At 59.3% G+C, this 13228-nt stretch carries 9 protein-coding genes; 2 read left to right on the top strand and 7 right to left on the bottom strand.

Going from position 1 to position 13228, the window contains the following annotated elements:
• Positions 1–4: 4 nt before the first annotated feature.
• The 6 genes from BM269_RS00665 to BM269_RS00640 form a co-directional block, all read right to left on the bottom strand.
• Positions 5–610, bottom strand: a complete 606-nt coding sequence (locus BM269_RS00665) for an Imm26 family immunity protein (protein WP_090434502.1) — start codon at positions 608–610, stop codon at positions 5–7.
• A 49-nt stretch (positions 611–659) separates the two neighbouring features.
• On the bottom strand, positions 660–1244 hold the full coding sequence (locus BM269_RS00660) for an SMI1/KNR4 family protein (protein ID WP_139232639.1): 585 nt from the start codon (positions 1242–1244) through the stop codon (positions 660–662).
• Positions 1245–1276: 32 nt separating this feature from the next.
• A complete protein-coding gene (locus BM269_RS00655) occupies positions 1277–5536 on the bottom strand; it encodes an RHS repeat-associated core domain-containing protein (protein ID WP_170860243.1) in 4260 nt (1419 codons plus the stop codon).
• A 62-nt stretch (positions 5537–5598) separates the two neighbouring features.
• Positions 5599–6030, bottom strand: a complete 432-nt coding sequence (locus BM269_RS00650) for a DcrB-related protein (protein WP_090434493.1) — start codon at positions 6028–6030, stop codon at positions 5599–5601.
• Between the two features lie 8 nt (positions 6031–6038).
• Positions 6039–8060, bottom strand: coding sequence for a type VI secretion system Vgr family protein (locus tag BM269_RS00645; RefSeq protein WP_090434490.1), 2022 nt, complete (start codon positions 8058–8060; stop codon positions 6039–6041).
• A 188-nt stretch (positions 8061–8248) separates the two neighbouring features.
• Positions 8249–9178, bottom strand: a complete 930-nt coding sequence (locus tag BM269_RS00640; RefSeq protein WP_090434487.1) for an alpha/beta fold hydrolase — start codon at positions 9176–9178, stop codon at positions 8249–8251.
• A 159-nt stretch (positions 9179–9337) separates the two neighbouring features.
• On the opposite strand from BM269_RS00640, the gene BM269_RS00635 reads away from it, so the two are divergent.
• On the top strand, positions 9338–10291 hold the full coding sequence (locus BM269_RS00635) for an alpha/beta fold hydrolase (protein WP_090434484.1): 954 nt from the start codon (positions 9338–9340) through the stop codon (positions 10289–10291).
• On the opposite strand, the gene BM269_RS00630 is transcribed toward BM269_RS00635, so the two are convergent.
• Positions 10242–11141 (bottom strand): LysR family transcriptional regulator, encoded by a 900-nt coding sequence (locus BM269_RS00630; protein ID WP_090434481.1) that lies wholly within the window; start codon positions 11139–11141, stop codon positions 10242–10244. The two genes, BM269_RS00635 and BM269_RS00630, sit on opposite strands and share 50 nt — an antisense overlap.
• 128 nt (positions 11142–11269) lie before the next feature.
• Here BM269_RS00630 and BM269_RS00625 point away from each other — a divergent pair, with 128 nt between their 5' ends.
• Positions 11270–13219, top strand: a complete 1950-nt coding sequence (locus BM269_RS00625; protein ID WP_090434478.1) for a TonB-dependent receptor domain-containing protein — start codon at positions 11270–11272, stop codon at positions 13217–13219.
• Positions 13220–13228: the final 9 nt, after the last annotated feature.

Raw genomic sequence — 13228 nt, 5'->3', positions numbered from 1 at the left:
CTTGTCACTTGCGAGGCTTGCTCGCCTTTTCCTCTTCTGCCCAACCTTTGAATCGCGCATCCATCGCTTCAGCCAAGGCAAGTACTTCTTCCTTTGCCGCTGGGTCGTCTACGCGCTGTCCTTTTGGTACGCGGTGGTAGTCATACCAATCATTGGGACCGAAGATTCCGGCCGGGTTTGCATTGACCCTAAAAACGATGTGATGCATGCGCCAACAGGTCGAGTCCTCAAACTCCCTTAGTTCATCCTTTATTGCGCTACGGCTCTTGCCGCCAATCCAAAGCTTTGTATCAAACGCGATGGCAATACTGTCATAGTCCGATTGGCTTTTGTCGTAATCGGGATCGCTGAACAGAACCTTCCATCTTGGAATTTCGGCGAATCGAAGTGAACACTTGATCGGGCGGAATAGCCGCTGGCTTTTATCAACCTCACTGATCGACTGGGGGTGCTCTGTGTAAAACCTTGCAAATACCTCGATCAGATGACCAACATTCGTAGGGATAAGCTCAATATAGCGCCCGATCACAAAGCCAGTCTTGCCCTCCTTGTTCTTGGCCGGGACGTAAAACAAATCTCCCGGTTTGGCTTTGCTGCTTAGCGGCTTCATGCTGTTTTGCTGCCTTGTCATACGGCCCGTTGCGCTATGAGTTGCGCGCTTAGCCGAAGAAGAATTCCATGAAGCCGGCCTCACCATCAGGGCCAAGAATGCGCATCGCAATCGCACTGACCGCATCAAGAAAGCCTGGAATGGGGTTGAGCTCGTCGTCGAGCACGTCGTAATTGAAGGTGATCGCTTCAAGCGTCATAGCCTCTGCCATCACTTGGAAAAAACTCGCGAGATCATCGGCAATCTTCACACTATAAGAGCCAATGTGGCCGGTCACTACGCCGCCGGCGGTACTGTTATCGACAACGATTGCATCGCCATTGCGATCCGCGATGACGATCCAGTGCTTGTTCCAAACCGGATTTTCCGTGATCGTGCCGTCTTTGTTGCGTATCCAGCGCCATCCATGCTGAGCCGCCTCTAACCAATCGAGCGTAAACAGCTTCAGCATGAGCCTCGCCCCCACTAGAGGTCTGTCACTAAATCGAAGTCTCTCATAATAGTCTCGCAAGACTGATCCAAGTGGAATCGGCTCAACGAATGGTTGGGGGGGGCGATACTCAACAGTTCCGATATTTTCCGACCCAGCTGCAAAAGCGTCAGCAAAATTCTTCAATGCAACGTCGAGCGACATTCAATTTCTCCAGTAACTTTAGGTCCAACGCATTAACTTCGGCATCGCAGTGTAGCCATCCGATCAATCAAACGGCCGCGTGAAGTGTTGGTAGTGGTCCCACGGTGACCTTGATCCGAATGGAAATGCTCATTGTATGCGTTCGGCATGTTGGTACTATTCGGATGCTTATCATTCTCTAGGAAAACGATGTTGCGAGGATCTCCCTTCCACTTGAGACCTAGGGCACCATTATTTTTAACTGAATTAATGTGGTGTCCTGTATAGCCGTGCTCGCTCATCACGCTTGTTAAGCTGCCGTTTTTCGTATTTTTGATCAGTTCGATCTCCGATGGGCTCCAATCGCGCGTTCCCATCCCTGTTTTTTCGATCAAAGCTTTTTCCTGAACCCAAGCTCGATCGATCGCGGTTCCACGAGCACCCTGCTGGGCAGTCATTTCGGCCCGCGGCTTGTAGCGAACGACATCCGGTAGCCCCGCGAGCCCAAGTGGATCGCTCCACCCGACGGGGTTAGGGGCGTACTGGTACAGGTTAATGCCGCCCGCAAGCCCGATGGGGTCAGGCGAAATGAATCGCCCAATATCCGGGTCGTAATAGCGAAAGGTATTGTAGTGCAGGGCACTCTCACGGTCCAGGTACTGCCCCTGGAAGCGCAGATTCTGCGGCAGCGGAGACTCGTGCAGCGCTTGCGCATCCACAGGCTCGGCAGTCCAGCTCTCGGCAACCGTGTTGCCCCATACTTTATATTGTGCGCGCCACACGAGGTCTCCGGAGGCGGCGGTCAATTCCTCCGGCAAGCCTGAAACATCGCAATGGAAATAATACGTAGGCGTCTTCGAGCTTGCGTGCTTCGTTCCGCCGTCACCCAACGTATCGCCGCCAGCAGCGCTGTCGATCCGGGCGACCGGTATGTAGCTGTTCGCTTCATAGAGGTAGGTGGCCGCCTGCGTTCCCCGCTGCTCCTGCAGCAGGCTCATTCCATCCCACAGGAACAACGTGGTGCCGAATTCATCATGCTTGCGAATGCGGCGCCCCAAGGCATCGTAGTCGAAGCTCACCTGCTGCGTTACGCCCGCGCGACGTGTTTCGACGTGGCTGAGCCGGTGCTCGCCGTCATAGGTGAAATGCTGTTCGGTGTGTGCGCCGGTGCGCTTGGTTTCAAGCCGTCCGTGCACATCGTATTCAAAGCGCCGGTCACGGAACATGAGGATACGGTTGTGTCGAACGTAGCCGCCGGGCTGAACGGAGTCGACCAGATTGGCAGCGCCATCCCAATGGAACATTTCGCGCTGCGCTTCCTGGCCCGCGTAGCAAATCCTTCCCAACGGGTCGTAGGTGTAGGAAGTGCGTCCATTGAGGGAGTGGTCTTTGCGAACCATTTCGCCGGACGGGTCGTAAGCCCATTCCTTGGCCAGCACGGCCCGGCCGTCACGCATGGACTGGGCGCGGGTACGCCTTCCCGCGCTGTCGTAATTAAAGATGGTGTTCAGTACGCCCTGGCTGCGGCCAATTTCCCGGTGCAGGTCGTCGCGCTCCAGATCGCAAATCAGCTCACCGTCCAGATTGATCTGGTGGATATGCCCCGATCCGTAGTGCAGGGACTGGATCGTCCTTCCGTCAGGCAGTATCGTGCTGACGCGGTTACCGAGTTCATCGTAGCTATGCGCGAGCAACCCCATGTGCCCAGTTTCGTTGAGCAGCTCGCCGCGCTTGCTGTAGGCGAAGGCCAATTCGTCATAGACTTTGCGCGCGCCCCCGTAATCGCTGAAGGTGGCGGCATGCACGAGCTGACTCAACTGGTCATAGCGGAACGATGTACTGAACCCGCGTGCATGGCGACAAGTGAGGCGCCCCAACAGGTCGCGCTCCATCCGTACCGTCAGTTCATCGGGCTCGCCAGCGGCGCTGGTGACCGCTATCGCAAGGCCACGCTGGTCGTAAGCAATGCGCTTCGTGACGCCGTCCAGCCCGACTTCGGCAATCACGCGATCATTCTTGTCGTACGCGAAGCGGTACGATTCCTCGTTCTCGTTGACCAGTTCGACCAGCCTGAAAGCGGCGTCGTACCTGAACTCAACGCTTCTCCCCAAAGCATTGCGCCGGCGCGTGATCAATCCCCGCGCGTTGCGTTCATAGCGTGTGGTCCGGTCGTCGCCAATCCGGCTGGCGCTTACTCGACCGGCAGCGTCGTATTCAAAACTCTCCTCCGTGCCGTCGGGATGAACGATGGAGACAACGCGTCCGTGCTCATCTGCGCGGTACACAGTAATTTGTCGCAGGGCGTCTATGCTCCGGGCCAGGCTGCCGCGCGCATCGTATTCGTAGACGGTGCGCTTTCCCGAGCAATCGACATGCGCTGTCAACTGTGCTCGCGCATTCCACTCGAGATGCTTGATGCCGCCGCGTGCGTCGCGCAACGTATGCGGCAAGCCCCTCGCATCGTGGAACTGCTCCGTGACGTGGCCGAGCGGGTCGGTGATGGCGGTGAGATTGCCCACCTTGTCGTAGTGGTATTCGGTGCGGTTGCCGGCGGCATCGATTTCGGCGACCGGCAGGTCCAGGCGATCGTGCCATTTCACCGATTCGATCTGCCCAAGCGCGCTGATGCTCTTGACCATGCGACCGGCTTCATCGTATTCCCATTGTGTACGCGCGCCCAAGGGATCGGTCATCTGCGTCAGCTTGCGGCGCTCGTCCCAGTCGTAGTTCCAGGTATTTCCCTCAGGGTCTGTGTATGAGGTTGGCTGGCAGTCGCGGTTCCATTCCCAACGATTGACGCGGCCGATCTGATCGGTGACGGTGGTGACTCCGTGGAGCAGGTCATACTCGAAAGCATAGGCTTCGCCGTCGTCGGTCCAGTGGCGAGCCACGCGCGCATCTGGGCCGCTGCCGTTCCAGGCATAGTGGCAGCGCAGTCCGCCGGCCGTGCGGTGTTCACTCATCAAGCCTTGTTGATAAGCGAAGCAGCGCGTCGTTTGCCGATCGCGACCGACGACCTCGGCCAGTTGCCCCTGCAAATCGTAGCGGTAGCAAACAAGGGTTTCCGGTGGTTCGCCATCGACACCTTGAATCAGTTCGATTCGTTCGACCCGAAGCGGGTGGGCAGACCCATAATGCAGATTGAGCGTGCGGCCGCAGCTGTCGTTCAGCTGGCGTAGCTTATCGGCGGAGTCATAACGCAGCGCGTTCCAGTTGCCGTTGCGGTCTTCGATACGCTGCAGCTTGAGCGTGCCACTGAATTCAGGAGTGGGGACGCCAAAATCGAAATACAGGCCATCGACACTTTCGATGAGGTATTGCCCGAGTTCCGTACAAATCAGGTAGTAGCCTTCGGCAGTGCTGTAGTGGCTTTCACCTGGCAGCACGGCGGGAAATGCCATGGTCCTGCCCTGGGCATCGGTGAATTCCAGGGACGTAAGTGTGCCAGCGCTATTGCGTACAACTTTCAAGGTTAACTCGAACGGCACACTCCAGCCGCGGCCAAGCAAGCCATCCTCGCGGGAATCGTGGCTGCTGTAGAAGCGCTCCCAGTTCAATGCGAGAGGGCCCGCCAGCGAAAAATCAGGCGGATCGCTCAGTACTTTGCCGCCGGTGATGACGTTGACAGGATTGCCCATCGTGGTACGGATCTGATGGCCAGCCATGCTTCCCGCAAACGAGGCGCCGAAATTGAGCAGCAGGCAAGGCACTGCCGACTTCAGCGCCGATAAATTCATCTTCCCGCGACCGCACAGCGTCAACGCGACGCCAATGGCCACCCCGAGCGCGGTGATCCACCATGGCCTCTCGTCTTCGATTTCACGCACTGTCACCGTGCCGCCGCCGACGAAGACATCTTCCGAACCTTCGGCGACGGTACCTCCGCAAGTGGTCATGTCCCCTTTGCGGACCGCCGGCTGGTCATTGATGAAGACGTTATCGGAACCTTGCGCCAGCATGGGTGGCGGGCCCGACGAGTGCTTGCCACATGCAATGGTGTCAAGTTCGCCAGGCGAGGCGGCACGCGCGGCGGGGAGGGAATTGAACTTGACGTCCGGCGACCCGCTGACGATCTTGCCCTCAATCGAAGGTGGAATGAATTTGTCGACAGCCCGATTAACCTGGTTGTCTATAAACCCATTTAGCCCGCTTGCTTCCATCGCCATGCTGACGCCAAAGCCGATCGCCAGCACTGCGCCCAGGCCGAGACCGCCTGTCGCCACGGTTGCCACAACCGCGGCGACAACCAGGGCCGTGAGCGCGGCGCCGACCAAAGCCCCGACCAACAGCGAGCCGCCCATCTTGGCGAGCATGCCCATGGTCGAGGTGTGAGCGATCGGATCGTCAAGACGAGCTGCAGCCGGGCACATACAAGTCAGGCCTGGTCGCTGGGGGCGAAGCTGTCGAGCATTTGCTGCGCATAGGCAGCTTGCTCTGCATTCAGCGGCGCCGCGCAGGTGATAGTGAACACCAGCACCGCTTTACCGCGCAGTGCAACCATGGTCTGCAGCTGATGCACGGTGGCGTTATTCTGTTTGAATGTGACTGCTACCTGGAGCGCGGACAGGGATGCCGGCCCCACCTGCAGGGCCACGGGTTCCTGGTGCTTCAATTGCTTGACCTGGGTACCGAGCGTACGTAGCTGGCGGCGCAGCATGCCGTCGAGCGCTTCTCCCTCCTGCATGAGATCGCGCGTGACGACCAGCGTCAGCCCGCCGGGGCCATGGTTGAGTACCAGCATGTTGACGCTGCGGTCCTGGGCTTGTGCAGGCACCGTAAAGACGCCCTCCTGGATTTGATAATTCATTGTTTCTGTTATGTTTGGTTGCTTGGAAACTGCGCGTCGACGTCCGCGATAATGGCCCCGCCACCTTTGGGGCTTGGCGTGACGGCTGCCGCGCCGCCGCTGGAATTCAGGTCGATTGTCTTGCCGTTGACCTGTACCGGGCCGTCGGAGGTGATGTTGATGCTTTTGCCGGTAATCGCCACGTTGCCGCTTTTATCCATATAGAACTTGGCTTGCCCGCAAGTGATCTCGAAAGATTCGCCGGCCTCCACCTTGTAGTGCTTGCCGACCAGCGTGTTCTTTTCGCCGCCGATCTGCTGCAGGGCGTCAACCTTGATGGTTTCCATCAGGCTGTTCTTGATGCGCCGGTTATGGTCGTTTCCGACAAATACGCTTTCGTCCTGGGCCACTACCTTGCTGCGGTTGTTCCCAACTGTCAGGGACTGATCGTTGCCGACATCGGAGTCGAAGTTGCGTTCAGCTTTGATCCAGACTTGCTCGGAGCCTTTCTTGTCCTCAAAGCGCAGGGCATTCGCGTTCTGATTGCCACCGCCGGGGCTGGAACGCGACATCATGCCACTTTGGGTTTTGTTGGCGGGCAGGGTCCAGGCAGGCATCGTGTCGATGTTCGGCACCATGCCCGTAATGATCGGGCGGTCGGGATCGCCGCCGATGAAGGAGATGATCACCTCCGTCCCGATGCGTGGAATCGAGGTCATCCCGAAGTTGGACCCGGCCCATGGGGTAGCGACCCGGATCCATGTGGAGCTGTTCTCATCGCGCAGCCCTACGCGATCCCAGTGGAATTGCACGCGCACGCGGCCAAATTCATCGGTGTGAATCTCTTCGCCGGCCGGACCGGTGATGGTGGCAGTTTGCAGGCCGTAGATTTTTGTTTCCACGCAGTTGAACGTCCGGCCCGGCCGCCATGGAATGATCTTGCGCAGGCAGCTCACCTGGTTCTCATACTGGGAAGGCAGTTCCGATTTGACCTGGTAATTGTTGGAAGCGCGATGTCGCGCTTCAACGACGAGAAACTCATTGGCAGAGTCGCTGCCACCGGTCGCTCCGCCATCGAAATGCCCGGTCATCCGGAACCAGCGGCCAGGCGCCAGGCGACGATTGTTGCCCGCGCCGTGAAACTGCTTTCCAGCAGCTTCCAGTTCTTCCATACGTAGTCGCGCCAGTGTTTCACCAGTGGCGCTGTCGCTAAAGCCAAGGGCGCCAGTGTACTCATATGATTCGATGATCGGCACGCTGCCTTGCTGGTTTACGGTCGGCATTGAACTGACTATTGGCTTGCCGCTCTTGAAGTCGTAGCTGGCAACCGCCACACTGCCTTGAACCATATGGCGCACTGGCGACCATTCGCCGATGCCGTCTTCTTCCAGCGCACCGCCATGGCGTTGGAACGGCACCTCCTCGCCGCCGTCGATCGGCATGGCACTCATGGTGTCGTCGGAAATGACCAACTTGTGGCCGCTGGCATCATGCTCGAACCAATAGACCAAGCCTGCCGCATTCCAGCGCCGTTGCAGGTAATTGCTGTCGGTTTCGTCAAACTGGCATGCGTCGTTCATGACTTTCTGATTGCCGGAGACCCGCCAGTCCCAATTGCAAAGTCCGTCGTAATCAGAAAACACACTTGATGTCTGGTCGTACAAGGTCGCGTTATGGAATAGATAGTTATCCTTACGCAGGCTCAAGAATCTGAACCAAGGCCCCAATGTAGCTTCGTAATAGGCAACACCTCCATCGACTTTGGACAGACCGAAGCTGAATACGTATCCCGTGAAGTAGCGAATACTGCCGTCACCCAGCACAAGACAGATCGATAGCAGCTTGCCTTGCATATCTTTGAGCGCTATATGCGCGGACTCGGAAAGGAGTTCGACCTTGTATTCGAAAGGACGGGACAGCCCTTCGTCAGCATCGAGACGATTGACAAGCAAACTGCCGGGCGAATCCTGATTGGGGAATTCAAGTCGTAGGAGCCGATTGTGTTGACGGTCTGCAATTGCAGCTAGCACGGATTTAGCCTCATCGCGCATTACGTAGCCTTACTTGTTGAGTTCATTCGAGTATTCCGCGCCATTGCCGGGCCGCACGGCCCGGCTTGTTGTTACTGAGGTGCGCGACTGTAACGTTGAGGACACCATTTCCCAGGCGAACAAGATACTAAAAAAACATTTAACTATTTGCAACTAGCGTTCAATCGTGCGCATTAACTTTTACTATGCTACTGAGTCTTGCGTGCCAAAAAATCGCGCACCAGCTTGCCGATTTGCTCGCCGTCTTCTTCAAGGGCGAAGTGGCCGGTGTCGAGCAGGTGCAGCTCGGCTTTCGGCAGGTCGCGCAGGTAGGGCGCGGCGCCGGCGGCGGGGAAGATCTTGTCGTTCTTGCCCCAAGCGATCAGCATCGGCGGCTGGTGCTTGCGGAAGTAAGCCTGCCACTCCGGATAGCGCGCTGGATTGCTGCCGTAGCTGTAGAACAGTTCGAGCTGGATGTCCTTGTTGCCGGGGCGGTCCATGTAGGCCTGGTCCACGGTCCATGCGTCGGGGCTGATCTTGCTGGCGTCGCGCACGCCGTGGGTGTACTGCCACTTGGTTGCGCCGATCTCGAAGAAGGGTTTCAGCTTGGCGGCGTTCGCATCGGTCTTGTCAGCCCAATAGACTTTGAACGGCGCCCAGAATTCATTGTCGATGCCCTCGTTGTAGGCATTGCCGTTCTGGACCACGATCGCGGTCACGCGCTCGGGGTGTGCGGCAGCAAGGCGGAATCCGATCGGGGCGCCGTAGTCCTGCACGTACAGGGCGTACTTCGATGCGCCAACGGCGGCGGTAAATTTGTCGACCACATTCGCAAGATTGTCGAAACTGTAGGCGAATTTGTCGACGGCCGGCGCATCGCTTTGGCCGAAGCCTGGATAGTCGGGGGCGATCACGTGATAGCGCTCGGCCAACTGCGGAATCAGGTTGCGGAACATCTGTGACGAGGTGGGGAAGCCGTGCAGCAGCAACACGGTCGGGGCGTCTTTCGGGCCGGCTTCGCGGTAGAAGATGTTGACGCCGTCGACCTTCACGGTGCGGTAGCTTACCTCCGTGGCGGCGGTTGCAGTGGCGGTTGCAAAGGCCAGGACCAGGGATGCGGCGATGCGGGAGGTGTTCATGTTCGCTTCCTTCAAAAATGGTTTGGATGGAATGGATTGTAGGAAGCCGCCCGGCGTGCCGGAACTACGCCGAGCGAAACAAACCATTTCGCCGGGCGAGGTTCCGCCGTTGCGCGAGCGCCGATAGAGTGGGGCCATCGACATCCACTGGAGAACAAGATGAAAACACTCGTAGCCGCGGCCGCCATTGCACTTGCAGGAACCGCACAAGCCGCCCCGGTCGCTTACCGCACGGTTGCGGTGGACGGAATCAATATCGCCTACCGCGAAGCCGGCGACGCCAGCAAGCCGACCATCCTGCTGCTGCACGGTGTGCCAAGCTCCTCGCGTATGTACGACGGCCTGTTGCGCAAGCTGGGCGACCGTTACCACCTGCTTGCGCCGGACTATCCCGGCTTCGGCAACAGTGATGCACCGGACCCGGCGAAGTTCGCCTACAGCTTCGACAACCTGGCCACGGTGATGCAGAAATTCACAGACGCCGTCGGTGCGCCGCGCTACGTGCTGCTGATGCAGGATTACGGGGCTCCGGTCGGCATGCGCATGGCGTTGGCGCGGCCGCAGGCGGTGCAGGCGCTGGTGTTCCAGAACGGGAATGTGTACGAAGACGGGCTGGGTGCCATATGGGCCAAGCGCAAGCCGTTCTGGGCGGACCGCACGGCACATGAGACGGATGTCATCGCCGTGCACCAGTCCGTGGCGGCCACGCGTGCGCGGCATGTCGGCAGCGACCCTGCAATCGAAGCCTACGATCCGGACCTGTGGATGGATGAATATGCCTATCTCAATCGCCCGGGCCAGGCGCGCATCCAGGCCGACCTGATTTACGACTACCAGCACAACCTGGCTGCCTATCCCGAATGGCAAGCCTGGCTGAAGCAGCGCCGGTTGCCGACCCTGGTAGTGTGGGGCAAGCACGACCTGGCGTTCACGGTGCCGGGCGCCGAGGCCTTCAAGCGCGACAACCCGTCGGCGGAAGTGCATATCCTCGATGGCGGACACTTTGTGATGGATACGAAACTGGACGAAGTGGCCGCCATCACCGGCGCCTTCCTCGGCAAGCTCAGTTCAGGTGCGGGTGCGTCCGCAGGTGCTGCGCCAGCAGGTCGATGAACTTGCGGACCTTGGTGGAGCCGTACTTGCTCTCCCTGTGCAGGATATGCACCGGCCACGGCTCTTCTTCGAATTCGGGCAGGATGATTTTCAGCCGGCCGGTCGCCAGTTCGTCGGCCATCTGGTAGGACAGCAGGCGGCAGATTCCCAGTCCATCCACGGCAGCGCGGATTGCCGCGTCATTGCTGGTGACAGTGAAGCGCGGCTTCATGCGGACGGTCAGCGGATTCTCTCCCTTGCCGAACTTCCATTCGACGCGCGGCGTGATATTGCTGGCGGCAATAATCGTATGCCGTTGCAGTTGCTCGGGGTGTTGCGGCACGCCGTTCCTGGCAAGGTATTCCGGCGCGGCGCATAGCACGCGCCGCATCTGGCCGACGCGCAGGGCTTTCATGCTGGAGTCGGGCAGGGGGCCGAGGCGCACCGCGACGTCCATGCCTTCTTCGATCAGGTTGACCACGCGGTCGAGGAAGTAGGCCGAGACATCGACCTCCGGGTACTGCTTCAGGAATTGCACGATGCAGGGCGTGACGAAGTTCTTCCCGAACAGGACGGAGGCGGTGACGGACAGGTTGCCTTGCGGTTCGGCGTTGATGCCGGAAGCGGCGCCATTGGCTTCTTCGATGCTGGCCAGGATGTTGCGGCAGTCGTCCAGATAGCGCTGGCCGGCTTCAGTGAGGCGCACATTGCGCGTGGTCCGCTGCAGCAGCTGGGCCCCCAGCTTTTCCTCCAGCGCCGCAATGGCGCGCGTGATCGCCGCCGGCGACATGTTCAGGCTGCGCGAGGCGCCGGCAAAGCTTTCCTGCTCGCCCACTGCCACGAAGACCGTCATCAGGTGCATGTGATCCATGAATTTCCTCCTGAAGAGGATGGTAGCTGTTAATAATTAAGACAGATTAACTTTTTTGCCTTATACTTCTTGCACTATTGAATGAGAATGATTATCATTTGCGTTCTTTTTCAAACCTGAAGCCTGTTATGTCCCTTTCCAAAACCCTCCTCGCGGCAAGCCTGGCCGCCATCGGTCTTCCTGCGCTTGCCGATGATGCCGGCGGCGTCGGCGACGGCAGCATCGTCGTGGTGACTGCCTCCATGCGTGCCCACACCGTAGCTGCCGCTCCCGCCTTCACCACCGTCATCACGGCCGAAGACATCGCCAGGTCGCCGGTGAACGGCCTGGCCGACCTGCTGCGCGACAGCGTCGGTGTCAACAACCAGACCGACGACAATGGCCGCGACGAAATCCGCATCCGGGGCCTGGGCGGCAAATACACGCTGATGCTGGTGAACGGCAAGCGGGTATCGTCCGGCGGAGCGCTGTGGCGCGGCGGCGATTTCGATTTCAGCTCGATCCCCCTGTCCAGCATCAAGCGGGTGGAAATCGTGCGCGGCCCGATGGCGGCGCTGTATGGTTCCGACGCGATGGGCGGCGTGATCAACATCATCACCTGGCCGGCCACCAGGGAATGGAAGGGCAGTGTCAGCGGCGAATACCGCACCGTCGGCAGCGGCTACGACGGCGACCAGTACCGCGTGGGCGCCAACCTGTCGGGCGCGTTGAGCGACACCTTCAGCCTGTCCCTGGCCGGCGAGCGCTATGACCGCGACGCATGGTGGGGCGCCCCCGCCAGCGACAAGACGCGCACGCCGCGCCTGGAAGAGAAAAAGGCCAGCAACCTGACCGGTACCCTGACCTGGCAGCTGACGGAAAACCAGTCGCTGGACTTCGACCTGGGCTACAACAAGGACGAGCGCCCGCGCGTGATGTACTACTATGCCTTCTACCCGGAATGGAATTTCGAATCGAAGGACATTCGCGACCAGGAAATCGAGCGCAATACCTATGGCCTGACCCACCGTGCCAACTGGGCCTGGGGCAATACCACTGCCTACATCACCCGCGAGAGCGCTGAAATCCATGACTTCAACACGCGCTACGACGCGCCGCAACAGCGCACCCTGAAGGAAGAGAACACCTACGCCAAGTTCTACGGCAATACCACCCTTGGCATCAACGCGCTGACGGCCGGCGTCGACCTGCGCCGCCAGGTGATCCGCGATGCGGTCAGCTACAAGGATACCGGCAAGGTCAGCACCGACAGCAAGGCTGTTTTCGTCGAGGATGAACTGGCCCTGGCCAAGGACTTGCACCTGACCCTGGCCGGCCGCCTGGACGACCACAGCGTGTTTGGCAGCCACTTCTCGCCCAAGAGCTACCTGGTATGGCAAAGCAATGATTCGCTGACCGTAAAAGGCGGCATCAGCAAGGCCTTCAAGGCCCCGGACTCCTACCAGTTGAGCAAGGAATACCGCATTGTCAGCTGCGGCGGCAGCTGCTTCCTGGCCGGTAATCCGGAACTGTCGCCGGAAACCAGCACCAACTATGAACTGGGCTTCGAAGTCCACCAGAAGGGCTGGGACCTGACCGCCGTCGTATTCAAGAACGATGTGGACGACATGATCGTGGCGACTTACGATGCCGCGGCCAATGCCCGCCGTTGGGTCAACGTCGCACAGGCCAAGACCAAAGGGCTGGAACTGGAAGCGAGCGTGCAGTTGCATCCTTCCCTGACGCTGTCCGGCAACTTCACCCACCTGAAGGCGGACTACGTGAACGAGAACGGCAAGACCACGGTGCTGGACAACCGTCCGGAAAACGTGGGCCGCGTCGGCCTGGCCTGGACTGCGGTGCCGGGCGTGCAGGCATCGCTGTCGGCGCACTATACCGGCAAGCAGTTCTACTCCGAGAAGGAGCTGCCGGCCTATACCCGTGTCGACCTCGGCATGTCCGCCAAGGTGGGCAAGCACTGGACGCTGCGCACCGGCGTCAAGAACCTGACCGACGTCGACCTGTCCAAGAAGAGCAAGGACTTCAGCTTCTTTGAGCTGGGCCGCAACTACTACGTCAGCGCCAGCTACGGCTTCTGATACCCGCAG

The organism is Duganella sp. CF458, assembly GCF_900113115.1.
In the GTDB taxonomy this organism is placed as follows: Bacteria; Pseudomonadota; Gammaproteobacteria; order Burkholderiales; family Burkholderiaceae_D; genus Rugamonas.
The sequence above is the reverse complement of the archived record's forward strand: the minus strand, read 5'-3'. Positions and strand labels throughout refer to the sequence as shown.